Consider the following 25185-nt stretch of genomic DNA (forward strand, 5'->3'; position numbering starts at 1 on the left):
TGATTCAAGCCGAGATCGGTCACAAAGCGCGACAAGTATCCAAACCTGGCGCTATACTGGCTCAACTATCATCTGTCGGATCAAGGACATGAAGCGCACTTTTCAAACAATCGCGTTAATTGGCAAGCCGAGAAACCCCGATGCGCTGCAAACGCACAAAGGGCTTTACGACTGGCTGTTTAATCAAGGCTATGAGGTCCTGGTGGATCACCGCCTGGCCGGCGAGCTGGATGTCCCCGCCTCTACCCTGTGCGATCTGCTCACGATCGGTGATAAAGCCGACCTGGCCATCGTGGTCGGCGGCGACGGCAACATGCTGGGCGCGGCCCGGGTATTGTCGCGCTTTGATATCGCAGTGATTGGGGTCAATCGGGGCAACCTGGGCTTTCTCACCGACCTGGATCCGGATGCGTTTGATTCCGAGCTCGAGCAGGTGCTGGCCGGTGAATTTCTGATCGAGCATCGCTTTTTGCTCGAGGCCGAAGTCCATCGCCACGGCCAGATCAAAAGCCGCAATGCCGCGCTGAATGAAGCCGTGCTGCACCCGGACAAAATCGCCCACATGATCGAGTTCGAAGTCTATATTGATGACAACTTCGCCTTTTCCCAGCGCTCGGACGGCCTGATTGTCTCCACGCCGACCGGCTCCACCGCCTACTCCCTGTCCGGCGGCGGCCCGATCCTGTCACCGAGCCTGAACGCCCTGTCGCTGGTGCCCATGTTCCCGCACACCCTGTCGTGCCGCCCGCTGGTCGTCGACGGCAACCGGCGGATCAAACTACTGGTCTCACCGACCAACGGCAGTACGCTGGAAGTAAGCTGCGACGGTCAGGTGTCGCTGCCGGTCAGCCCCGGCGATGAAATCCACATTTACCAGAGCCCGGATCAGCTCAAACTGATCCACCCGAAAAACTACAGCTACTATAACGTGCTGCGGGGCAAGCTTGGCTGGTCGAGCAAACTGTTCTGAGCCCTTCCCCATCCTGTATTTCCGAAGCCAGCCCCGCGCTGGCTTTTTTACAACCAGAATTCATTGAGTTAGCAATCAATAATTTTCATGCAAAAAACTGTGCATACATCTTTACTGTATCTTCATACAGTATATACTGTATGAAAAAACAGGTGTTGATTTAAACAGGTGAACACATGCTTGCTCATATGACGATCTCTAACTTTGCTATTGTCAAAACCCTTGAGTTTGAACTGAAACCGGGAATGACCACCATTACCGGCGAAACCGGTGCCGGTAAGTCGATTGCCATCGACGCGCTGGGCCTGTGCCTCGGCGATCGAGCGGAAGCAAGCATGGTCCGCCCGAATGAAGACAAAGCCGAAATCTCCGCAACCTTCTCTTTACAGAACAACCAGGCAGCGCGCCGCTGGCTGGAAGACAATGAGCTGATTGACGGGGAAGACTGCATTCTGCGCCGGGTGATCACCAAAGAAGGTCGCTCGCGCGGCTTCATCAATGGCAGCCCTGTCCCGGCTTCGCAGCAAAAAGCGCTGGGCCAGCTGCTGATCAACATCCACGGCCAACATGCCCACCAGCAGCTGATGCGCGCCGATTACCAGCAGCAGATGCTGGATCAGTATGCTGGTCACCACCTGCTGATGGAAAAAACCCGTCGTGCCTATCAGGCCTGGCGTCTGGCGAACAATGAACTCAAGCGTCTGATCCAGAGCCGCGACGAGAACGAAGCGCAGAAACAACTGATCCAATACCAGGTGAAAGAGCTCAATGATCTGGCACTCGGCGAAGAGGAATACGCCGAGATTGAAGAAGAGCACAAACGCCTGTCCAACAGCGGTGAGCTGGCAGTGTCCAGCCAGACCGCGCTGTCCGTGCTTTATGACAACGAAGACGGCAATGCCCTGCAACTGTTGCAAATGGCCAGCCAGCAGGTGATCCAGCTCGGCGAGCTCGACAGCAACCTGAGCAGCATCCCGCAAATGTTGGAAGATGCCATTATCCAGGTGCAGGAAGCCAGCCAGGAGCTGCGCTGCTACCTTGATAACATGGATATGGATCCGCAACGCCTGATCTATCTGGAAGAGCGGTTGGCGAAAATTATGTCGCTGGCACGCAAACATTATGTGATGCCGAATGAGCTGTACCAGAAGCATCAGGATCTGCTCAAAGAGCTGGAAAACCTCGATTGCAGCGATGAGCGACTGGAAGAAATGGGCGAAGATGTCGAACGCCTGCGCCAGAAGTTTCTCGCCAACGCCGAAAAGCTGAGCAAGAGCCGCCAGCGCTACGCCAAGGAGCTCGACAAGAAGATCTCCGACAGCATGCACCAGCTCAGCATGGAGCACGGGGTGTTCAAAATCGATATCCAGAGCGACGCCGAAGGCATGCTCAGCCCGCTCGGGTTCGACACCATCACCTTCCTGGTGTCCACCAACCCGGGCCAGCCGCTGCAACCGCTCGGCAAAGTGGCCTCCGGTGGTGAGCTGTCGCGGATCTCGCTGGCGATCCAGGTGATCACCGCGCAGAAAGTCGAAACCCCGAGCCTGATTTTCGATGAAGTCGATGTCGGGATCAGTGGCCCGACCGCCGCCATCGTCGGCAAGATGCTGCGAACCCTGGGCGAGTCGACCCAGGTGATGTGTGTGACCCACCTGCCGCAAGTGGCCGGCTGCGGTCACCAGCAGATGTTTGTTGCCAAGAAATCGAGTAAGGGACAGACCGAAACCAGCATGGTGCCGCTGAACCCGGATGCGCGCGTGGCAGAACTGGCCCGCCTGCTGGGCGGCAGCGAAATTACCGAGCGCACCCTGGCCAACGCCAAGGAGCTGCTGATCGCAGCGTAGCCCGGCACGCCATGGCAGCAACAATGCAAACCATAAAGTGAGCCGAGACTGAAACCTCGGCCACGGTTCTGACATAGATCCCAGCATAAAAGCAGCGTGCGTAACGAAACTAATTGGCAAAAACAGAGTCTCAGTTGCGTACGCTGTTAATTTTTCTTCACTGCTTTTTTTACTTCTGCCAAGAGCTTGTTTATCATCGCAGCAGTTAAGAGCGAATTTGCCGGGATGCTATGAGTTGGAAAAATATTGCTGCCCTGACCTTGGCGGCAAGCCTGTTAGGAGGCTGCTCAGTTGTCGAACAACTGGTCTACCGTATCGATATCAACCAGGGAAACTACCTGGAGCAACGTGACATCGACACCCTCCGCTATGGAATGAATAAAGAACAAGTCAGCTTTGTGCTGGGCTCGCCGATGCTGGTTGAGCCTGAATACCCGAATACCTGGTATTACATCTACTACCATAAGCCCGGGCATGATGAAGCGATTCAACAAAACCTGGTTCTCACCTTCAACGGTCAGAACCAGCTGATCAGCCTCTCCGGCGATTACGACGCCGGGCCGGATTTCATGAATCCAATCAACTGATCCCATAAAAAAAGCTCGCAATTGCGAGCTTTTTTATTTTCAATCTTTGTTTCCCGAGCTCTTATGTAGCCAGAGCTCCTATGTAGCCAAAGCCTCTCTGTTGCCCGAGCCCGGTATCATGAGCTCTCAGCAGTGCCATCTTTCTTCGCAGCTTTCGCCGCCAGGGCTTCTTGTTTTGCCTGCTCGGCACGCTTGCGGCGGATCTCTTTCGGATCGGCCAGCAGCGGACGGTAAATCTCCAGCCGATCACCATCACGAATCGTCGCGTCCAGCTTCACGTTGCGGCTAAACACCCCGACTTTGTTCTTCTTGAGGTCAATCTCGGGATACATCTCCAGCACCCCGGAGCGCTCGATAATTTCCTGTACCGGCGTGTCCGGCATCACCGCCAGCTTGATCACCCGCTGAACCTGCGGCAGCGCATACACCACCTCAACATGGATCAGTTTTTCTTCAGAACCCATACACTTCTCTCGCCCGTTGGGTAAAAGCACTCACCATGTTGCCGGTCAGCTCTTTAAACACTTTCCCGAACGCCGCCTCAACCAGCCCGTTGGTAAATTCAAAGTCCAGCTTCAGCTCCACCTTACAGGCATCTGCATCGAGCTCGATAAAGTGCCAGCCCCCGACCAAACGGCGAAACGGCCCGTCGACCAGCTGCATGTCAATCTTGCTGCCATGCGTGAGCGCATTGCGGGTCACAAAGGTCTTGCGGATCCCCGCCTTCGACACATCGACCGCGGCCATCATATGCTGTTCTGAACTTTCCAGGATTTTGCTCCCGGAACACCCCGGCAAAAAGGCCGGATACGACTCAACGTCATTAACAAGCTCAAACATCTTCTTCGCGCTGAAAGGAACCAGTGCAGAGCGGCTAATCTGAGGCATAGTTTCTCCTTTACCATCACAAGTACCTCTGCTCGTCAGGCGTAAACCTTTCATTCGCAAACCCTATGAGAAGAGGTGCGCCAATGATACCATTACTTGGCGAACAGCCAAAACTTGTGCGATCTCGCCAAGCGCGATCATCGTTTTTCGACCAGGCCGCGCGCCTGGGACAGCAACATCAAACACCGAGTATTTATGGCCAAAAATAAACCGAACAAGCCGGGCAGCAACACCATCGCGAAAAACAGAACCGCCCGCTTTGAATTTGCGATCCAAGACGAATATGAAGCCGGCGTTGAGCTGCAAGGATGGGAAGTGAAAGCCATCCGCTCCGGCAAAGTAAACATTTCCGAGAGCTATGTGTTCCTGCGCAACGGCGAAGCCTTCATCTCCGGCATGCAAATCACGCCGCTGAACGCTGCATCGACCCACGTGGTGGCTGATCCGAACCGCACCCGCAAGCTGCTGCTCAACCGCCGCGAGCTCGACAAACTGGCTGGTGCCGTGAACCGCGACGGTGAAACCATTATTGCGCTGACCATGTACTGGAAGGGTTCATGGGTTAAACTCAAAGTAGGGACGGCGAAAGGTAAGAAGCTGCACGACAAGCGCGCCGATACGAAAGATCGCGACTGGCAGCGCGACAAAGCGCGCATCATGAAGCACAGTAACCGCTAAACTGAAGAAAGATTGAAAGAGCATGCCTGCTAAGTGCTGGATTTTTCTCCAAAAGCGTTTTGCCGGCAGTGTTTTATGTTGACGGTCATCATAATTCTGTTACCATTAACCGTAACTCTGGGGCTGATTTAGGATTCGACAGGATCACGAAGGCTTGTGGAGCATGCCGAGGTGCGGTTTGCCTCGTAAAAAAACCGCAAAAAAATAGTCGCAAACGACGAAAACTACGCACTAGCAGCTTAATAACCTGCTTAGAGCCTACCCTCCCTAGCCTCCGCTCGTAGGACGGGGAATCAGGGTAGTCAAACCCAAACGAGATCGCGTGGATGATTTGACCTGGGATCTGAAGCGTTAAACCTGATTCAGGTATGTCTTTGTGTGGCGTGTCTTTCCGCAGCACACTGACGAGAATAAAGATAGACTAAGCATGTAGCGCCATCTGTTAGACTGATTTTGGACGCGGGTTCAACTCCCGCCAGCTCCACCAAACGTTTGGAAAGGCGATAACCTTCGGGTTATCGCCTTTTTGTTTTTAAGCATTCAGTGCTAAACGCCTCAACATTTTCAATGCGTTATCAAATATAGCGCTAGACACGTCCACTGGAAAATCATCTGGCAGGCCTGCTTTGACGCTCTCTACGGCCTTTGGAAACTCATCGACAATCTCTCGCAAAATAGATTTCATGTGCTCTTGATCAAATCCGACCTGCTTTGCCGTATCCAAAAAGTGGCGCGCGTAAATCTTATCGACTTGATATTTTTTGCCCTTGCTGGCCTTGAGCCCCATCGCCAATTTCAAAGACCTTATATTTAACCCTCTCCCACCGAGCACAGGGTAGGCTGAAAGAATGTCATAAAATGGCGTGAGCCTGTATGAACCACCCGCTTCGATGAAGATTGAAAAATTCTTGGCATGTCCATCCGTTGCACCAATCACCCATTGGAAGACCTGAAAGCGCATGAATGCTTCTCTATCCTTCAGTGCCTGGCTTGAGCCTTGTAGCAGCTCCATAATCTCCTGAATCCCGGGACCACCATCACTTTCATATTTCAGCGCAGAAGGTTTACCAAAGGCCGGCACATATCTTCTTGAGGGAGTCGTAGTAGCCATGCTTTATCTTTAGACCACCGACGGTCAAATCGCTCCACAGCGATCGCTTTCACCCCATCGCAATGAACAATTTCCACGTTCGGAACAGAAAAGCCTAATGCTCTGGCAAGCTGGATACATAGATACTCATTTTCAACACTATCGGTCATGTCCAAAGTGGCATGAGGCTGCTTGATTTCACCAATAGGCAACTTGATGATATGAGTAGTTGGTGTCGACCCCTTTGGGATACACCAATGGTTATCTATTTTCAATAACGCCGTTTTTTCCTGAACGCCAGCCACTGAAATACGAAAGTCTTCTTCATCTCGTAACATGCCTAGAGGAATATTGGATTGATACGCAGAAAGTACTTCCTGAATAGCCACCGACTCAGTAGACACTAATTAACCTTTCTTCATACCGCTTTTCATACTCTACTGGTGACAACTGATTATTGGAACCGTGTCTGCGTTTGACGTTGTAGAACATCTCGACATATTCGAAGATATCCATCCGCGCTTCTTCCCGAGTGGAATAGATCTTTCGCTTCACTCTTTCTCTTTTCAGTAACTGGAAAAAACTTTCAGCTACCGCATTGTCATGGCAGTTACCCCGACGGCTCATGCTTGATTCCAGACCGTGCTGCTTTAAAAATTTATCCCAGTCATGACTTGTATACTGGCTTCCTTGATCGGAATGCACGAGTACCTTCTCTGACGGTGAGCGTCGCCATATCGCCATCAGAAGCGCGTCCAATACCAGCTCTTTCGTTATTCTGCTTTTCATCGACCAACCAATCACTCTCCGAGAGAACAGGTCAACGACGACTGCGAGGTATAGCCAACCTTCGTGAGTTTTTATATACGTGATATCGGTCACCCAAGACTGATTTGGAGCAGTCGGGTTGAACTCCCTGGCCAACTTATTCGCAACAACGACATTCTCTGTGCCCACTTTGGGCCTGGGTTTTCGATATCCTCTTTGCGACTGTAAGCCTTCTCGTTTCATCAAGCGGTGAACTTGGTTGATACCGCAACATTCACCTTCATCACGTAAATCACTGTATATTTTTCGATAGCCATAAACGCCGCCAGATTCCAGCCAGAACTGCTTGATGAGTCCGAGAAGGTATTTACGCCGTTTCTCCTGTCTGCTGTCGGGTTGCTTAAGCCAAGCATAATAACCACTTGGGTGGATGCTAAGGACTTTACACATACGTCGAACAGGCCAAACAGCCTGATTGGCTTTGATAAAGGCGTACCTCAGTCGGACTGGCTTGCGAAGTACACCGCGGCTTTTTTTAATATGTCCCTTTCTTCGGTGACTCTTTGCAGCTCCTTTTTGAGTCGACGAATTTCGGCACTTTCATCGGACTTGGCTTGATATTGGGAGGAATCTGGGCCGTAGCGTTTAATCCAAGCATAAAGGCTATGCGTGGTAGTCCCTAAACGATTTGCCACATCGGCTACACTATGGCCTTTTTCAGTAACCTGTTTGACGGCTTCAACTTTGAATTCTTCTGGGTATCGCTTGTTGCTCATAAGCACCTCTCTGCTAGTCATTTTGTCTAACTAAAAGGTGTCTATCAAGTCGGTGGCTATTCATCCTTTAATCTGCGGTCATCTAATACTTCATATTCCAGCTGTTTTGGAGCGGGACGCTCTTCTGGCATATGTAGTGAAATGGCACCAACACTGTCTTTACCGACTTGTTTCAACAGGTCAAACGCTTGCCTTGAATCGGCATTGTAGCGAGCAACGATACGATCCCTGATTTCATTCAGATCTGGTAAAAGGTTATCAAAATAGTTGATAACACAATTTGAAGTGAGCTTTTGATACTGAAGCGGCAAAGACAGAGACAAAGGCCTTCCTCTTGGGCTTTCTATCCACTCTTCGGCATATTGAAAGTGATGAGCGCCATCAGCGAGCTTGATCAACTTCCCAACACATTCACCATTCATATATGCAATCAACGACGCCATTACCAAACCTCGTCATCAATTTGAGGTTTTACTTCTTTCTGGCGTTCACGAACTTCCAAGTCCACTTCAAGCGCCTGAATTATCTTAAAAAAAGTTTGTAACTGAGTCGTTTCAGGGTTCGTTTCAAAATTAGACAGAGTCGATTGTTTGATACCAACGCGCTTTGCTAATTGCGCTTGGGTTAAGTGTTTTCTCGTTCTCATTAGCTTGAGATGATTGGCTAACTGCCGTGAGTTATAAATCATACATCAATACCTCATCACTCTATGCCCTTCCAATTTATCCCTCATCAGGGATATCTAAGGATATATCCCCTAGTGGGGATTAACAAGGTTATATCCCCTAGTGAGGATAAAATATTCAGTATCCCTATTAGGGGATACGGGTCCTATCGACTTCATTCGCTATCAGTGATTCTCCCCATACGTTTGAAGTTTCATTAGCTTCATCTAACTTCAATAGAGTGCGAAAATGTTCCCCTTTCTTACAAGAAAAATAAGCTAAATTGAATACTAGATTCGATAATGATGGCTATCCTAACGTGTTAGACAGACTCCTGACTTGGCATCAGCAAAAGCATACAAGCTATGTTTTGACGAATTCGGCAAACCACCAATCGTTAGCGCAACTTGAACAACTCTGTGCAGATATCCTCTCTCCAATCGAACAGAAATTTGGGAGGATATCTATCACATACGGCTTTACAAGTGCCGAGTTTCTAAGGCATATCCTCAAACACAGCCCTGGGGACATGGCGCCTGAAATTGATCAACACGCCTCAATGGAACGTAACACTCGAGGAAATAGGATTTGTAAGCGCGATGGCGCATCATGTGATTTCTACGTTGAGGACTACCGACAGAAAATGGATGAGATTGCCAATTTCATCGTCAACACCCTTCCTTTTGATCGCCTCTATTTCTATGGAAAAGACAAACCAATCCATATCAGCATTGGACCTGAGCAATCTCACTACGCCCTCATCCGTACACCTCGTCGCGACGGGATACGCGTAAACAAGAAAAGTGGGCAAGGAGACGCCGCAAAGAGATTATTCCATCATTATAATGAATAGATACAAATAGATAAGGCAAAGTCATGGACGCGAAACTATTCTCAGAGCTCATCTCGCAGGTAGCCATCGGTAAGCAACTACCAGATGCCATCTACTTACATCGAGATGCGTTTCCAGCACTTCCTGGCCATTTAGTAACATTCATTCCAGCAGTAGCGAAAGCACTAAAGCTTGATGAATCACAGTGGAATTTAGTGAAACTCTTTAAAAATGAATTTCGCCTGTCTCTTCTACACTACCCTGATTTTTATACAGATTCATACCCCGCTTTGACACAGAGTTTGAATGTTGATCTTTCCAAACTCACCCACAAAATGACCCGCTATGATGAATCGGAGAATCCTCCTATCCTTCATCGTAAAGAAACCATGGTGCTGCCGGATAACAAACACTATGAACATTTCGTATCACTCACCCAAGAAGGCGAAAATGCCGGCCTTTATGAAAATAGTCGACTAATTGGCTTCAAACGTTCGTGGGAAACCCTCATCACTCGACATGGCTATGAGCTTGTCGATGGTCGTTTATTTCGTAGTTCAGCCGTAAACCCTCCCACAGATGAATCAGGGATCGAGCGACATAAAACAGCCATTGTCCGCCATGAGCTTTCAGCTCCGATGAAAACTTTGGTCAAACATGGTTACCTTGAAGGTTCCTACTCTATTTTTGACTATGGCTGCGGCCGAGGTGATGATCTGAGAGAGTTAGAAGCACACGGGCTGGATGCGCTTGGTTGGGATCCTAACTTTTGCCCTGATAACGAAAAAATTAACTCTGATATCATTAATTTAGGATTTGTACTCAACGTTATTGAAGATCAAGACGAACGTTTAGATGCATTGTTGGGGGCTTGGGAGCTAACCGAAAAGTTACTGGTCGTGTCCGTTATGCTCGCAAACGATAGCTACATATCACAATTCAAGCCATACAAAGACGGCATCATTACCTCTCGCAACACGTTCCAAAAATACTATGCGCAATCAGAAATCAAAGCGTACATTGAGCGTAGTTTACAAGACGATGTCATCGCTCTCGCACCTGGCATTTTCTACATTTTCAAAGATAAATTAGAAGAGCAACAATACTTACAAAACAAATACAAGCGTCACCGCACATGGCAGCAACTGACCTCCCCTTCGCCAGTTGAAGCTAAAGACAAAGCAAGACTCGTGATTACCCAAAATCAACCGCTATTCAGTGACTTTTGGAATACCTGCCTAGAGCTCGGACGCATACCCGCCAATGATGAGTTTGAGAACTCAGAACAAGTTCATGATCTGATTGGCTCGCACAAGAAAGTCTTCAGCTTGCTCAGTGAGCTTTACGATACAAACGAGTTTCAACAGGCAGAGAAACGCCGCAAAGAAGATTTATTACTCTACTTCGCTATGGGCCTGTTCGAGAAGCGTAAGCCCTATACCCAGCAACCAGAACCACTAAAGAGAGACATAAAGGCACTGTTTGGTGACTACAAAACAGCCATCAACCTAGCCACCGAACTTCTCTTTGCAATTGCAGATATAGAACTCATTGAACAGCAGTGTGAGAAAGCTTATTCGCAGCTACCTGCAAGTTTATTGAACCCAGGCCACTCGCTCATCTTTCATAAAGGCTACCTTGATGACTTGCCACTGCTTCTACGAGTCTACGTTGGCGCCGGACTTCAAATCTATGGTGAGTTGGATGAGTTCATTGATCTCATCAAAATTCATATCACCTCAGGCAAACTTACCCTAATAGCTTACGATGACTATGAGAAATCAGTCCCCTTCCTCAAAGAACGCATCAAAATAAAAATGGCCGAGCAGGATATCGATTTCTTTGACTACGTGGATGAAAACCGCCGTCCTCCACTACTCAACAAACACCTATATATGGCACAATGCCATGAAAAATATAAGGAGCAGCTAAGTTTTGATAAGCGGCTGTCTAAGTTGTTAAACTTCACATATAGTTGTGAGGAGACGATAACAAGATTTAAGTTTATAACATTGCTTAACAATGAAAATAAAAAAATAGCGGGGTACACTCTTGCTAGCAAGTAAAGATAAATTAAAAATGATGAGTTACCAATGGTAACTCATCACACCGTCATACAATCCACCCGACGAATGAACTCATAGCCCAACACGTTTTTTCAGGTCATCCTCATCTAATATGCCAACATTTCCTGTTAGGTTCTTTAAAAACTCCTTATGAGCTTTGAAGCATTCATCAAATATTTTTAAACGTTCCTTATGAGATATTTCCACAGCCGTTTTCATATGCTGCTTAATATATTTCTTAAGAGAATCATTATACAAACCTTCAAAAACAAGAGCTCTACAATCTCTAGCTTCCTTATTAACATGCTCTTTTAAGCTAGCTGAAATTGGCTCCCAGATTTCTAAAAATAGATAGCGGTATTTTGGCCATAAGTCAGGTTGCATTTCTGACCTACAGACAACCCCCCTGAAAGAATCTGAACTACTTTGTATAAACTTCAAGCTAGACGCATCGGAACCTTCCATTTTTCCGAACAAAACTGAAACTACGCGTTTTAATCGACTAAAAGTATCAGGTGAAAAGAACGAGTTAACATTTGCAATGTAGTTATCTAATTCTTCGGTCACATCTAAATCACCACTTATATCAAGTTCATCATTCGCTTGCTCTAATGCCATAAAAAATGAACAAACTAATGCACTTTGAAAAGCGATAGTTGTATATGTGTTGTCAAATATTGAGAGGATAATATCTCTCACTTGAGCACTGAAGTTTTTCTCTTCATCATAAAGCTTACTTTTATCTTGAATTGGCTTTACATAATTATCAAAACGAATTTTTTTAAAATCTTCTGCATGATTTTCTACAGCTCGCGATTTATTATTAACTCGCTCTAACAGCTCTTGAAGCTCTTTAGAGGGTGTATCAGCATATTTCTGATTAAGTTCATCCCTATGCTTTTCAAAAACTTTAGCTACTCCTTGACCATCAAAGAATATAGACTTAATAGTCGTATCTCCACCCTCTTCAACACACGTACGCAATTTAAGAACTGCATCACAATGACAAGAATATGGAAAAAACGTTTCAAGTATTTTTCTGATGTATTGACCATATATCGCCTCAAACTGCTTTAATAATACGGCCTCAACTTCTGAACTAAATGAATCTCGTTTAATTGTAGCATCAACATCAGAACCAAGAACATCTGCTGAATTAAGCCTTGCTTTTAAGCCATTAATATATCCATCAGTTTTCCTACTTTTAAAACGACCTGACCTTGCAGATATTCCTTCAACATCACCACTATCCAATAGAAGATGCTCGATTATATAGTAGAGATGCTGGACACCAGTAAACGCAGTAGTGCTTTGAAGCTTAACTTTGTTTTCTACTTGATCTAGCTCGACATTTGAAATTCTAAACGAGCTATCTGATTGAATATCTCTTTGCTTGATTACTGCTAAGAACCCCCTTAAGAATGAGCTTATTAAGTCATTATCATCTAATAATAGATTCCGAGAATTAGATACAGGCTGTGCAGTTTGGTTCAAAGTCAAAAATATTGAACGTGCCGCTTTTTGAAGATCAAAGTCTCCTTGATATTCTGTATCCAAGTCTGGGATTGTACAAAGAATAATAGGCAGCTTTACTGAAGATAGGTCGAAGCTATTAATAATATCAGGAGTCCACTCTTCATAATATTGCTGAAATGCATCCTTTGCTTTACTATCCCAACCATTCTGTGTATTTCGATGAAGTGCTAAAAGCGCCATAGCACGATGCTGACCATCAACAATGACAAGCTTACTCTTTTGTGGATTAACTCTAAGCTTTACAAAACTATGCTCATCCGGGTCTTCATTAAACAATATTGGTTGTTCAAACTGGAAAACTTCTTCGCCGACCTCACCCGAGCGTAGAACATGCCACTTATTTATACCTTTAACTTCTTTGAGAGGATGCTTTGCCGTTACGACTTTATCATAATACTTAGCAGGCTTGATGCTTTCCGCCTCAATTGGTAACAGCAAAACAACAATAGGGGGAAAAAACTTTACAGCAGCATGGTTCTTACTATCTAGTATGTAAGGTATAAGTTTGTGTGAAACCCTAGAGTCATCAATATCACGCTGCATTAGCTCATCAAACTTCAGGTCTTTAAAATCAAAAATTTCTCTAAATGGTGCTAGTTCTTTTAATAAAGCTTTATCTTGAGATGAGTTAGGATCAAGGCTTACATGAGTCAATAAATACTTTACTTCTACAGTATTGTCTTTTGTTCCTGCTCTAAAAGAGCCGCATGTTCCACTTAGCGGAAGCGTTAAAGCACTCTCTGGTTCGTAACCATATGTCATAATCAGTTTTTCCCTAACACTGGATAGTTAATTCTGTTTAATAAATTTTCTATATCTTTGTAAGTATCTATTTCCGTAGAGATCTCTTGAATAAAAACAAACATATTTGTTTCTGGAATACCACGAGCTACAACACGAGCTGCAAAATTATGATCTCTTCTATCTTCATCCGATAGAGATTGCCCATCTAAAGCAATATAATCTCTTGATGCATACTTTTGTATCAAAGATTGATGTTTTCTAATCCTAGACTTTAAGTTTTTAGCCATTCCAATATAAATAGGGCTCGCAAAGTTAGGTGCTGTTGAGATCAAAACCTGCCCAATTTCAATTAACCTAGGAGGATCATCGTAAAGCCGTTGTACTAGAGAATCAGATATTGTAGGAATATGTTGCACCTTACCTTTATATTTAGGTTTTAACGCTCCATCGAGACTCACATCGTAAGGTTCCTCATTATAGAAATTCAGTATTTTTCCTTCTATAAATTCTTTAATGTCTTGTTTAGCAGAGGTATCAAGGCCCTCTGCTTTATTTTTATTCACTTTATCAATAAGTATTGATATATCCTTACTGCTGATTTTTAATGGTAAATACCATGCATACACTCCTTCAGCTTCAGGGACACGTGATAAATTGTTCCATTTATATTTTTTTGACGACATTTTCACTACAAACTACAAATTATGCATGCTTGATCATCAGCATCATCTTCTTCCATATTGGCTAGAACCTTTTGCCACTTTTCTTCCGACGTTGAAGATGTTTTGAAGATAATACCCTTTTCTTTTTCTCGTTTTTCTGCATGTGCTACTACTTCATCCAGAGTTTTTCCTTGCACCCAGGTATAACCGTTGCCAGACTCTTGCTCAATTTCTTTCGCTTTCTCAAACAATTCAGGGTGGTTACGTTTAAGACCTAACCATTCATCTTGCCTTTGGAAAAAGCAGAAATAACATCCTGAACGACTGCGCCATTCGTAGTAATTAGGAATACCAACGGTATCCTCGAGAATTTGAAAGATATCTTCACGAACTAAGCCATCTTCGATAAATGGGAATACCGCACTAATGGTATCCTTTTGACTCACGTAACCTTCTCGATTTTCGTCGGCACGAATTCCAACATAGCTGATAACTTCATCGTCCCCAACAAACTCCTCGAATGGCTTTAGCTTCAGCTTGACCGTGCACCAACGCTGACGAGGTGATGGTAAGTAGTCATTGTGGACTTTTAACCAATGCTCAAAAGGTTTCTCACTTGAAAGTCTCGCAATTGGTTTACCAAGGTACGACTCAAGATTATCTATAAAATCAAGAACCTCTTCCAGCTCCGCTCCCGTATCTGTGAAGAAGTACTCAACTTTTTCATGGATTTCTGGATAATTATTTCGAATATATATAGCTAGCGCCGCACTATCTTTACCACCAGAAATACCAATGACATGACGAGCATTTTTACGCTCTATAGCCTCTTTTAACGAAATTTTGTTACTCATTGTTCTGCCCTTCTGGTAGTTCAAAATCAATTAACTGTGCCAGCACAGCCATTCGGGTATGTGGATCGAGAGTGTTAATTTTCTCACGTAAAGCCTCTACATACTCATCAATAATCTTTCGCTCACTCTTGTTGATTGTGACAACTTTCTCTTTAGGCTCAGTACTTTGCTTGATTGAACGAAGCAAAATAACTTCGAATTCGCTCTCGTGTTTGCCAGCAAGCTGACGATTTTTTTCTTGAGCAATTGCTTGTAACTCTCGTAAACGACGACTCAAGTCCGCCAGCGTAGCCTCTGCTTTTGCAAGATCTTGATCTTTCCATTTACTAGGGTGCTTTCTACTTAGACTAATTAGTATATTTTCCAGCCATTGTTCATCGCTTCCTTTTGTATCCAATAAGCTTTTAACAAAGCTTCTTGTAGGACCGTTCGCCAAGTGTTCAACTAAAGAGTACTGCCCTCTCATGCTATTCCGCAGTTCATTAAGCTCGTACTCTTTACCATCATATAGTTGAGATGAGAGTGCTGTCGCTTGTTCGTCTAGTAGCTTAGGATAAGCTGACTTGAGCTCTCTTAGCACTGAATACAAACTCGCGCTAAACGCCTTTGAGTCAACTGAATCATCAGAACTTAACGAACCAAAGCCAAGCGCCTTAGGTAGGTCTTCAAAAATCAACCTCTCTGGCGACTTTGACATTTTGATTGATTCTCGTACATCTACGGACTTCTTACTCAGCAGACTTGCTGACCTCGTCGCCTGTGTAATTTCAGGTAGTTCATCAAAAAATTTAACTAGAGGTCGAGCTAAGTTAATGACTTTTCTATTCTTATTCTTACCGTTATATAACGCTTCACTATATGCATTAACTAGTGATGCATTTAGGCCTTCAATTTTATATAACTGAAACGTAAATAAATCTGGACGTTTTATGAACCGGTCTATCTGCTCTTCAGTCATTACAGGCTGATACTTACCCTCCTCATAGAGTGCAATATCATCGTTGTACACTAAATAGGCATATAGATAAAAAATAGGTAGCAAACCTAACTTCACACCATAAGGAGCTTTAGTTAGTTCTTCTGTTAATTCAACAAATGATTTCGGCTTATGCTCTGTAGACTCGAGAAAAGTAGATATTCTATCCCATACATCGAAAAGAGAACCTAGAGGTGGCGCCTGAAACTCAAAGTGCTCCCCTCCCTTAACATGAAGCTTATGCTCCTTAAAAATAGCCATATACATAGCTTTTTCAGGTGGAAACTTCTCAATACCTAAGTTCTCAAGCTTTGACGCGCTTAGCATTGCTTTCATAAGTTTTGTGCGGCCAGATGCAGCTTGAGATGAAGGCTTATCTTTATTAATTAACTCATTGAATATTAGAGGCGTCGCACTAAACTCTGTATCTAAAGCCTTTGAAAGAGCACGCTGAACGTCACGCTTAGAATTGATGGATAACTTTCTACCATTAGAGTACCAATTTGAATCCTCAGGATTGTATAGAAATTCATTTAGTAACTGACGCTGATTAGATAACGCTGCAGCTAAGTTTACTTCTAGCTCTTTCTTTGCAATAGGATCTTGGTTTACTTCTGGACACGTTTTAATGCGATTGTAAGCCTTAATTTCCGCAGTTACGTTAGCAAGTAATGCACTATTACCAACAACACACAGGATGTTCGCTCCATTGAGTGCTTTGATTGCTTCCTTAAGCTTACTTGATCTCACTTCACCTTCACTACTTAGATAAAAGATAATCTTAGCGTGATCATCAGCTTCAATATCTTTTAGTACAGAAGATGAGTCAGAATACACTGGTTGGAAATAACGCAGAGTACCTGTTTGTATCGTGTATTTACGAGCAACAATCGGTGATAATGGACTAGTTTTAGTTAATTCATTTGCTAACGGAAAACCTTGCATTTTTGCAATTTCATTAGCTAACGCTTCTTGCAAGTCAAAGTCACTACCCTGCCAAACTCGATACTCGTTGTTAAATTTTCTGTGTGTGATAATTGACTTATCAAGAAGCTCTGTTAGCGCAACATCAAAATCACCATCGACAAAACAAGAACGCAAAAGAGCTTCTGATGCCTTTAACCCGCCTTTAGCACCAACAATATTAAAGACACCAATTGTCTTAAGTAACTTAATAGTTACTAAAGGCGCATCGCCTAACCTTTCAACAGCTGTGACTACCTCAACCCACCTTCTTTGTGTTTGGAAATCTCCCAAAACAGTCGATTGGTTTGATATAAAGTAATCATATATGTCGCTTGGATAAATCAAATCACCAAGACTAGTCAACGAGTCAAGCATACTCTGAAAGCCATAAGGCTCAGTGCTGCCCAGATAACTAAATAGTGTACGCTCGTTTTGTGCAACTTGTTGACATAAATATGGCAATAAAAGTGCACTGCAAGGATGAAGAGGATAGCAGTCAGCAAAGAGCTTAACTGCATCTTCACGTGCCAATAATGAAGGAAGTGCAGCCTCTGCTTCCAGCGAAGTAACTATACCTTCGATTTTAGCTTTAAGCGGTAAAGAACTACTGACCTCACTTGCTTGCTCTATTGCCCTAGAGACAACACGCAATACCTGTTCAGTATTTTCAATAAAAGGGATTTCCTCGAATCGCCCGTGTACCGCTGACCATTGGTTCTTCGCTTGCTCCGTAAGCCCTTGTGCATACTGATCAAATGACTTATGCAACATGACGAACTGAAGCAAACGAACTTCATGATGCTGTTGGGCATGTTCAGCGATAGCCTGAAGAACGAAAAGATCATTGTTATCTTCGTGCCTAGAAGCGTACTCAAGAAACTTACCTAGTTCATCAATAACTAGTATTATGCCCTTAGGGGCATCACTACCACTCTTAGCTAGAGTATCTTGAAGTGAACTGATAAGTTCGACTATGTCAGCAGCCGAAATGTTTTTTTCCTCTGCAGCCATTTCAAGCAATTGAACAATCGCAGGATTCTTACCTTTACGGTTACTCCAGAGTTCTTCAGCACTAGCAAAAAGACCTTTCACAATACGAGAACCTAGCGACTCTGATGAGCCACTAATCATCACTCGCAAATAGCCCGAAGCATTGTACACTTCGTCTTTAAACTGATGCGCTAACTGACTATTAACGTTAAATAGATTCTCATAAGCTTTTTGGAACAGTTCTGAATCAGGACTGGATAACAGCGCCGATAAAAAAACAGCTAAAGCAGACTTTCCCGAACCATATGGCCCAACGAGTGACCACGATCTTGGCTTTTCACCATCAACAAAAGTATCTGCAACTCGTTCTAGAGTATTAATCGCTCTAGATGTTGGTAAATAGCCTATAACACTATCAATGGATGATTTATGACGTTCAACGTTGATTGAACGAGTATAAGTCGATCTTACGATGATGTGATCACTTAAGCTCATGCTTCAATCACCTCTTGATAATGGTCTTTGATGAAATTCATTGGATCCAATTTTTCTATATTTTGAGCAAGGTATACTTGAGAGATCCCTGCTGTCTCTCGAATCTCAAATAAGTGAGGGTACTTTTCTTGCAGCTGTTCAAGCTTTGTCATGAAGCACATCTCTGTCATTCGAAATGTAGCCGCTACAGCAGCAACATTGTCGGTACATAGCATCAAGCTTTTTGTTGGTATCGTTCCTCTAGAGTCGTTCTCAATATGGCAATTCACACACTGAGCAAACGCAAAACCAAACACACCTAGAGCTATATCATCTCGATTATCTAATTCTGCTGAGTAACTTTTAGACGAGTGCTTATCGATAAGCCCCAAAAGAGACATTGGAGAGTCTAATGCTTCATCTAGCGCAACTTTTGACAAAGAATCTGACTGAGAATACATACGCAAAAGTACAGCACAATCTGATTTAAGTGTGGCTTTTGCAGGCGATTTCGAAACATGCCGCCCGTCAACAAACCCCTCTAAAGCTGATTGCATAGAGGTAACATCAAAATCGGCATTAACATATTGATTAAAAAACCAAAACCAAGTAGTCGCGTTGTTTGGATTAGAACAAAGTAGCCAATGAAGTAACCAGATTGTAGCTTCATCTTCTAAATAGGGATCGCATCCTCTTTCTTCATCAAAGATAAAGTGTGCATATTCAGTCAATTGATTTTGATCCGTTAAAAGCTGAGTTGCTTTCATCCAGTGTTTAATGGATGAAACCATGTTTTTACCAACTCCTAGCTTCACTGTTGAGTTGTCGGATTCAAATACTTCAGGGTCTTGAGAGAACTCTTGATACCCCTTAGGCAACCAACTAAATCGAAGTGGAAACGTTTCGTGACGCCCAAAAGCACAATCTTTTTCGTTAAACTTCATAATGACTCTTTACAGAAACAGAGAGACGCTAAAAGCCGTCAACAGTTTACTTTCCAGACAACGCGTCTCTAGTTCAATTCTCAATGACGATCTGTGTATGTTACAGAGAATTTTAGCAAAAAGAACTGTACAAATACACAGTACCCTCGTGATACTTTGATCTATCATGACAAAGTGACAGTTAATATACTCTGTTTTTTCAGTACCAATCTTCCCCCCGCCCCCACAATCGCCGGGGTTTGGTGGATCAGCGCCGGGTTGTCGATGGCTTCGACCATGAACAAGGCAAAGTCGGTTCGGCGGGTCAGGTTGCCATTTGGCGACAATCATGGATTCAATCACGGCTTTGGTGTCCTCAAGGCCATCAGTGACAGCACATCCAATACGCTCTGCGCCAAGCACAGCAGGTTGCTTACAGATAATCGTTATAATGGGTTTGAAACAGCTTCAGCATGTTGCGCTTTCGCTTATAAGTTTGTGCCAGTTGCTCGACCTGGACATAAAAAGCAGCCAGGGTATTGGGATGGTTTTGCAACTGGGATTCCAGCTGTTGCAACAGACTAATGGCTTTTTCGTAGGCGTCATTGTTGGTTTGTTCAATCATGGCGGAGACCACACGCACGTAATAGCTCAGTGTTTCCTGCGGCTTTTGATCGACGATTCGATCAGCAAGCTCAAGCAGCACATCCGCATTGAGCTGGTGATCTGCCGCCCACTCACAAGCCTTCTCCAGCGCACCGGTATCCATGTAAAACTCAACCAGCGCATCGTTATCTCCGGAGATGTAACCGGAATTACTGGGACGGTAAATTGCCTGAAACTTCTGCTCAACCCGGGCAAGGAATACATCGTCCTCAATATTGTGTGTCTTTTTAAACCGAGCCAGTTGTTGATACTCCTGAAAACTTGGGTGCTGCTCAAAAATCTGATTGGCCAACTGCCATGCCGGCTTTAGCTCGCCTTGCCGGACGCGGATCTTGACCGACATCCGATCGCAATCCACCAGTTGGAACTTTGAGGCCGATTGCCGTGCCTTGCTCAGCCAATACTCTGCATCCAACGGCTCATCATGTGTCAGATACATCTCGCACACTGCCAGATAATCATGCGTCCGCGTCGCGATTTTTTGTTTCAGGTCGGCAACTTCCCGCCAATCTGTCGCACTATCGATCAACGGCTTCACGTAAGTTTGCAGCAGCCATGGGGACTCATCTCTGACATCACTGCGCTCTATCGCCTCACGACACAGCGCCAGGTAATGCGGATTATCTTTCCATGCATCTGCGAAATGCTCTTCAATGGATGGAAAGAAATCAAACTCATCAGGTGTCAGGTGTTCAAACAACCACTGGGCTTTCTGCTTTTCAGACCAGTCTAACCTGGCGAAAACTTCCGGCATTTTGCGACAGATGAGCGCCTCGACACCAAAACGAGCCCCATAGGAGTCGTCAATACGCTCAAGGACGACATTCAGCCGCTCTACAACGTCATACATCAGCTGCCACTGCTGCGGCACCGCCAACGAATCCACGGCGTCAAACACCATGTCCAGTTGCCCCTCGGCATCCACAAAGTAATCACCGATATCCCGCCAGCTCCAGATCTCGCAACGGGGCAAGGCTGTCGTCACCATTGACTTAAGGTCCCGATATGACAGCGTTTCCTCACTGAGGCGAATTTTCGTCAACAGTCGATTCCACGCCGCGGGATCTTCAACCAGATAAGCCATAAGCATCACTAAAAGCTCATCTTTTTCCAGCTGTGCGAGATGATCGTGAATCAGCGCGCTTTCACTCCCGGTTTGCTCATCCACTTCGCTCACCGTGAGCACCACAGCCACTGCATGTTTACACATGGCCTGATACTCTGCTGCCGGGCAAGTACAGGAGCAGACCAGAGTGCTCCCTGTATTGACCTGGACCTGATAGGTGTAAGAACCATCCACCAGCGCCGAAATTGCATCCCCGTTGATACTGACATTGCGCACCACGCCGGAGAGCGCTAAATCAGCCCCTTTGGCAAAAGTCGTCGCGCCGCAAAGCTGCTGCACTTCGTCCATATCGATAAAAAGATCTGATTTGTCAGTCATCATTGATCCATTGCTTCTGAGTTTGAGTTCGTACTATCGCGACCTCGTATTCTACACCAATCGCAATGTTTTCAAGGATTTCTCAACCGCGGTGCCTTTCCCCCGCCCCCACAATTGCCGGGGCCTGGTGGATCAACGTAGGGTTGTCGATCGCTGCGACCATGAACAGGGCAAAGTCAGTGCGGCGGGTCAGGTTGCTGGCTAAGGCCGGATCGCCGACATGTTCGCGCCAGATCGGCAGGCCCTGGCTGGGGCCTTCTTCCAGGTCACTGCCGCGCACCACGGTCCAGCGGCGCTCGCTATTGAAAATGGTGTCGCAGGCGCGGACCTGATCGGCCAGATCGGCAATGCGAAACAGCCGCGCCACAAAACCGAAAATGGCAACGAAGGTTTTCAGCTGCCAGGTGTAGTGGTCCTTGCCGTCTTTACTGATGTGCCAGCCGCAGGAGAAAATCAACCGGGCCTGCGGGGCGGCAAAGTCCAGCACTGCCTGCGCGGTCCGGGTGGCGTATTGCGACACGCCCCAGGGCACCAGCACGGTCAGCACCGCATCACAGCCTTGCACGGCGCGTTGGATCACGGCCCTGTCATCGGTATCGCCCGGATAGATGCTGATCTGCCCCTTGAATCTCGCCAGCTTGCCGACGCTTTTCGCCCGGCACACGGCATGAATCTGATAGCCTTTGGCCAGTGCATGCGCAATCATGTACTGGCCCAGCTTGCCCGACGCGCCGACAATGCAAATCCGACTCATGTGTCCTTCCTCTTGGGGTGAATGCCTTTGCCTGCCCATCATATCCATGCAATAGTGGGCTGTAATCAGCCAAATGCGCACATCACCTATACAAAATTGTATGAACTGGAAAACGATAGATTTTGACTGGAACCACGCCAAAGCGTTTTTAGTCACCGCCAAAGAAGGCTCCTTTTCAGCCGCAGCCCGGGCGCTGGATTTAGCCCAGACGACACTGGGGCGGCAGGTCTCGGCACTGGAGCAGGCGCTGGGGGTGACCTTGTTCGAGCGGATCGGCAAGCATCTGCAACTGACCGAAGACGGCATCGAGCTGCTCAGCCATATCGAGCCGATGGGCGAGGCGGCCAGCCGGGTGTCACTCGCCGCAACCGGGCGCTCGCAGTCGCTGCAGGGCAATGTCGCCATCGCCGCCAGTGAAATCGACGCCCTGTATCGCCTGCCGCCGATCATTGCCAAGCTGCGGCAACTGGAGCCGGGGATCGAGATCGAAGTGGTGGTCTCCAATGAGGTAAGCGATCTCCAGCGCCGCGAAGCGGATATCGCCATTCGCAGTTTTCGCCCCCGGCAGCCGGGGCTGATCGCCAAAAAAGTCCGCGATCTCCCGGTCTGGTTCTACGCCACCGGGCAATATCTGGACACGGTACCGGGACAAGACGGTGACGAGAAAGTCCGCCAGGTCGATTTCATCGGCTTTGATCGCTCATCGCTGGTGATCGACCGCCTCTCGGAGCACGGCTGGCAGCTGTCGCCGGAGAACTTCCCCGTCATCAGCAAGTTCCATCCGCTCCATGTCGAACTGGCCCGCCAACATGTCGGGATCACCTTTCTGCCGGAGGATATCGGCGACCGCCTGTCCGACTTGGTCCGGGCATTTCCCCAGTTCGGTCCGCCGCTGTCGCTGTCGATGTGGCTGGTATGTCATCAGGAGCTCAGAACCAGCTTACGGGTTCAGCGGGTATTTCAGTTCCTGGCGCAGACGCTGTGAAGCCCAGCCTGAAAAACCATGTGTAAAAGGTATTGTTTTCAATAAATTGATGATTTGAACACGCGGCGGCGGGCATTTTTCACCCGCGCTACTCCCCTGATTTGCAACGGATTGTTTGCAACAAAATTTGGATACATGTCAAAACAGTGATCTGCTGTTCAACATTGTGGTTTTTATGGCGCTTATTTTTCCATTTGAAATTTGTCCCGTTTTTTACCCATCATGACCTGCAGGTATATTCCTTTAACGAAATCAATCGCACTTTTGATGTCCCGATGCTTCCTCTCAGGTCGTATTAAGTAAAATCTTTTATAACTTTTACGAATGCGATTTGCATTGAACCATTGTGAGCAGGATGCGATAGATTATGGAATATTTAGAGAGAATTAAGCGCCTGGCGAAAGTCCAGGGCATCAGCCAGAAACAACTCGGTGAAGCGCTCAATTTGCAACAAGGCACCATGAGCCGCAAGCTGTCCGGTAAATACGGTATCGAAGTCCGCGAGCTGGAAAAAATTGCCCAAACGTTGAACACCTCGATCAGCTACCTGCTGACCGGGCAAATCGACACCGGCACGCAGGCGACGACAGCCATCAGCAGCGAATCGGCCAATGGCTCCACCAGCACCTATATTCCGATTATTCACCGTAAAGATTTCATCTCTTACACCCGGGGGGCCTCGGTCGATGTGGTCAGCAAGCGGGCGATCCCGCATCACCTGGATCGGGACGAGTGCCTGGGCCTGCTGGTCGACAATGAAAACATCGCCCAATGCGCGCCGGTCGGCAGCTATGCCCTGGCGACCCGCAAAGCCAGCTATCGGCCGAAGCAGCCGGTGTTTGCCTCGGTGCGCGGCAGCGAGCCGGATTTCTATCACATGACCCAACTGGCCGACGGTGTGGTGTTCTCGACCTCACAGCCGGACTTCCCGAACCTGTTCGTCAACAACGATGAATTCCAGATCCACGGCTACATCATCCAGTCAGACTGGGCTTACGATCGCTAACCCGCCGACACAAGCGGCGTGACTTCGCGCCGACTGTGCGTACAATAGCTGGGGTGGAGGTAAGTTTATGTTATCAGTGATCGTCGCCTCAGCGAATCCAGCCAAAATTGCTGCCGTTGCTGACGCTTTTTCCGAAGTATTTCCCGAATTGAACTTTGATTTTGAAGGGGTGAGCGTCGCCAGCAACGTGCGCGACCAACCCATGTGCGCCGACGAAACCCTGGCCGGGGCCCGCAACCGGGTGGACAATGCCCGCCGTGCCAGGCCGGATGCCGATTACTATGTCAGTATCGAGGCCGGGATCGACGGCCCGTATACCTTTGCCTGGATGGTGATCGAAAACCATCACCAGCGCGGCGAATCCCGCTCGGCTTCCCTGCCGCTGCCCCCGGCGGCGATGGAGAAAATCCATCAGGGACTTGAGCTGGGCGATGTGATGGATGAGATGTTCAACCAGCACAATGTGAAACAAAAAGGCGGCGCGATTGCGATGCTGACCAATCACAAGCTGAGCCGCAGCTCGGTGTATCAGCAGGCGCTGATCCTGGCGCTGATCCCGTTTACCAATCCGGAGTTGTTCCCGGCCCGGGCCCAGGACCAAGAAACATCCGGCGTGTCGGCGTAAATCCCGGCCCGCAACGCCAGAAACAACAAACCCTGCCAAGTGGCAGGGTTTGTGTTTTTCAGAAGGCTGGTTTTGATGCTCAGTCCTGCTGCACGTGCTGGGCTTTTAACAGCTCAGACAACCAGGCTTTGGTGCTGTCGTCATGGTGCTTGAGCTCATTGGAGCCCCGGGTGATCGTCGCCACCCCAACCCCCAGCAGTTCACTGATTTTACGCTGGCTGCGCTCACCGTTGAGCAATTCGTGGAAAATGTTGATCCGCGTGAGCAGCACGCTGCGCTCATCCGGGGTCAGCAACAATTTCAGTAACAGCTCATCTTTTTGCTCGTCGGTGGCCTGGCGGAAAATATCCAGCACTTGCTGCCACTCGGTGAAATCGGGCGTTTCTGGGGTGGAAGACATGTCAACCTCATCAAAT

At 46.8% G+C, this 25185-nt stretch carries 22 protein-coding genes, 1 other RNA gene and 2 pseudogenes; 10 read left to right on the forward strand and 15 right to left on the reverse strand.

Annotated features, from left to right (window positions below):
* The first annotated feature begins 88 nt into the window (after nucleotides 1-88).
* The 3 genes from nadK (at nucleotide 89) to bamE (ending at nucleotide 3401) form a co-directional block, all read left to right on the forward strand.
* Nucleotides 89-970 (forward strand): NAD(+) kinase, encoded by an 882-nt coding sequence (gene nadK / locus NH461_RS13290; protein ID WP_261600812.1) that lies wholly within the window; start codon nucleotides 89-91, stop codon nucleotides 968-970.
* Between the two features lie 176 nt (nucleotides 971-1146).
* Entirely contained in the window at nucleotides 1147-2814 is a 1668-nt protein-coding gene (recN, locus tag NH461_RS13295; protein WP_261600813.1) for a DNA repair protein RecN, read from the forward strand.
* Between the two features lie 230 nt (nucleotides 2815-3044).
* Complete coding sequence (gene bamE / locus NH461_RS13300; protein WP_261600814.1) at nucleotides 3045-3401, forward strand: outer membrane protein assembly factor BamE; 357 nt, start codon at nucleotides 3045-3047, stop codon at nucleotides 3399-3401.
* A gap of 116 nt (nucleotides 3402-3517) precedes the next feature.
* On the opposite strand, the gene NH461_RS13305 is transcribed toward bamE, so the two are convergent.
* The gene (locus NH461_RS13305; RefSeq protein WP_261600815.1) at nucleotides 3518-3865 is read right to left on the reverse strand and encodes an RnfH family protein; all 348 of its coding nucleotides are present in this window, start codon (nucleotides 3863-3865) and stop codon (nucleotides 3518-3520) included.
* Entirely contained in the window at nucleotides 3855-4289 is a 435-nt protein-coding gene (locus tag NH461_RS13310; RefSeq protein ID WP_261600816.1) for an SRPBCC family protein, read from the reverse strand. Before NH461_RS13310 ends, NH461_RS13305 begins: the two co-directional genes overlap by 11 nt.
* Nucleotides 4290-4484: 195 nt before the next feature.
* Here NH461_RS13310 and smpB point away from each other — a divergent pair, with 195 nt between their 5' ends.
* Together smpB and ssrA are read left to right on the forward strand one after the other, a co-directional pair.
* Nucleotides 4485-4967, forward strand: a complete 483-nt coding sequence (gene smpB, locus NH461_RS13315) for an SsrA-binding protein SmpB (RefSeq protein ID WP_261600817.1) — start codon at nucleotides 4485-4487, stop codon at nucleotides 4965-4967.
* A 119-nt stretch (nucleotides 4968-5086) separates the two neighbouring features.
* Nucleotides 5087-5454: a transfer-messenger RNA gene (ssrA, locus tag NH461_RS13320) on the forward strand.
* 45 nt (nucleotides 5455-5499) lie between these two features.
* Here ssrA and NH461_RS13325 read toward each other — a convergent pair.
* The 4 genes and pseudogenes from NH461_RS13325 to hipB all read right to left on the reverse strand — a co-directional run.
* Nucleotides 5500-6440: pseudogene (locus NH461_RS13325) on the reverse strand (HipA domain-containing protein); the annotation flags it as partial.
* 10 nt (nucleotides 6441-6450) lie between these two features.
* A protein-coding gene (locus tag NH461_RS13330; RefSeq protein WP_261600818.1) for an IS3 family transposase occupies nucleotides 6451-7601 on the reverse strand; the annotation gives its coding sequence in 2 pieces (ribosomal slippage) (nucleotides 6451-7364 and nucleotides 7364-7601; 1152 coding nt in all).
* Nucleotides 7602-7666: 65 nt separating this feature from the next.
* Nucleotides 7667-8044, reverse strand: a pseudogene (locus NH461_RS13335) (HipA N-terminal domain-containing protein); the annotation flags it as partial.
* Nucleotides 8044-8289 carry a type II toxin-antitoxin system antitoxin HipB gene (hipB, locus tag NH461_RS13340; protein ID WP_261600820.1) on the reverse strand — a complete coding sequence of 82 codons (246 nt, stop codon included), beginning with the start codon at nucleotides 8287-8289 and terminating at the stop codon, nucleotides 8044-8046. The gene hipB and the pseudogene NH461_RS13335, both read right to left, overlap by 1 nt.
* Before the next feature lie 296 nt (nucleotides 8290-8585).
* On the opposite strand from hipB, the gene NH461_RS13345 reads away from it, so the two are divergent.
* Together NH461_RS13345 and NH461_RS13350 are read left to right on the forward strand one after the other, a co-directional pair.
* Nucleotides 8586-9119 (forward strand): hypothetical protein, encoded by a 534-nt coding sequence (locus NH461_RS13345; protein ID WP_261600821.1) that lies wholly within the window; start codon nucleotides 8586-8588, stop codon nucleotides 9117-9119.
* A 23-nt stretch (nucleotides 9120-9142) separates the two neighbouring features.
* On the forward strand, nucleotides 9143-11164 hold the full coding sequence (locus tag NH461_RS13350) for a DNA phosphorothioation-associated putative methyltransferase (RefSeq protein WP_261600822.1): 2022 nt from the start codon (nucleotides 9143-9145) through the stop codon (nucleotides 11162-11164).
* A 72-nt stretch (nucleotides 11165-11236) separates the two neighbouring features.
* Here NH461_RS13350 and NH461_RS13355 read toward each other — a convergent pair whose 3' ends face one another.
* From NH461_RS13355 to NH461_RS13390, 8 genes are all read right to left on the reverse strand, one after another.
* Nucleotides 11237-13462 (reverse strand): DNA sulfur modification protein DndB, encoded by a 2226-nt coding sequence (locus NH461_RS13355; RefSeq protein ID WP_261600823.1) that lies wholly within the window; start codon nucleotides 13460-13462, stop codon nucleotides 11237-11239.
* A 2-nt stretch (nucleotides 13463-13464) separates the two neighbouring features.
* Entirely contained in the window at nucleotides 13465-14127 is a 663-nt protein-coding gene (locus tag NH461_RS13360; protein WP_261600824.1) for a hypothetical protein, read from the reverse strand.
* Between the two features lie 5 nt (nucleotides 14128-14132).
* Nucleotides 14133-14960, reverse strand: a complete 828-nt coding sequence (locus NH461_RS13365) for a phosphoadenosine phosphosulfate reductase family protein (RefSeq protein ID WP_261600825.1) — start codon at nucleotides 14958-14960, stop codon at nucleotides 14133-14135.
* Nucleotides 14953-18387: a DUF6079 family protein gene (locus tag NH461_RS13370; protein ID WP_261600826.1), complete on the reverse strand. Its 3435-nt coding sequence runs from the start codon at nucleotides 18385-18387 to the stop codon at nucleotides 14953-14955. The genes NH461_RS13365 and NH461_RS13370 overlap by 8 nt, the downstream gene beginning before the upstream one ends.
* On the reverse strand, nucleotides 18384-19310 hold the full coding sequence (locus NH461_RS13375) for a DUF4007 family protein (RefSeq protein ID WP_261600827.1): 927 nt from the start codon (nucleotides 19308-19310) through the stop codon (nucleotides 18384-18386). The genes NH461_RS13370 and NH461_RS13375 overlap by 4 nt, the downstream gene beginning before the upstream one ends.
* A gap of 164 nt (nucleotides 19311-19474) precedes the next feature.
* A complete protein-coding gene (locus NH461_RS13380) occupies nucleotides 19475-19636 on the reverse strand; it encodes a hypothetical protein (protein ID WP_261600828.1) in 162 nt (53 codons plus the stop codon).
* An 86-nt stretch (nucleotides 19637-19722) separates the two neighbouring features.
* Nucleotides 19723-21402, reverse strand: coding sequence for an SWIM zinc finger domain-containing protein (locus NH461_RS13385; protein ID WP_261600829.1), 1680 nt, complete (start codon nucleotides 21400-21402; stop codon nucleotides 19723-19725).
* A 79-nt stretch (nucleotides 21403-21481) separates the two neighbouring features.
* Nucleotides 21482-22153 carry an NAD(P)-dependent oxidoreductase gene (locus tag NH461_RS13390; protein WP_261600830.1) on the reverse strand — a complete coding sequence of 224 codons (672 nt, stop codon included), beginning with the start codon at nucleotides 22151-22153 and terminating at the stop codon, nucleotides 21482-21484.
* Between the two features lie 100 nt (nucleotides 22154-22253).
* Here NH461_RS13390 and NH461_RS13395 point away from each other — a divergent pair, with 100 nt between their 5' ends.
* From NH461_RS13395 to yjjX, 3 genes are all read left to right on the forward strand, one after another.
* The gene (locus tag NH461_RS13395) at nucleotides 22254-23138 is read left to right on the forward strand and encodes a LysR family transcriptional regulator (protein WP_261600831.1); all 885 of its coding nucleotides are present in this window, start codon (nucleotides 22254-22256) and stop codon (nucleotides 23136-23138) included.
* Between the two features lie 367 nt (nucleotides 23139-23505).
* Nucleotides 23506-24144, forward strand: coding sequence for a helix-turn-helix domain-containing protein (locus NH461_RS13400; protein ID WP_261600832.1), 639 nt, complete (start codon nucleotides 23506-23508; stop codon nucleotides 24142-24144).
* A 67-nt stretch (nucleotides 24145-24211) separates the two neighbouring features.
* Nucleotides 24212-24769, forward strand: a complete 558-nt coding sequence (gene yjjX / locus NH461_RS13405) for an inosine/xanthosine triphosphatase (protein WP_261600833.1) — start codon at nucleotides 24212-24214, stop codon at nucleotides 24767-24769.
* Between the two features lie 79 nt (nucleotides 24770-24848).
* On the opposite strand, the gene trpR is transcribed toward yjjX, so the two are convergent.
* Nucleotides 24849-25169, reverse strand: a complete 321-nt coding sequence (trpR, locus tag NH461_RS13410; protein ID WP_261600834.1) for a trp operon repressor — start codon at nucleotides 25167-25169, stop codon at nucleotides 24849-24851.
* Between the last annotated feature and the right edge of the window lie 16 nt (nucleotides 25170-25185).

Origin of the sequence: Photobacterium sp. TY1-4, assembly GCF_025398175.1 — a bacterium.
GTDB lineage: Bacteria > Pseudomonadota > Gammaproteobacteria > Enterobacterales > Vibrionaceae > Photobacterium.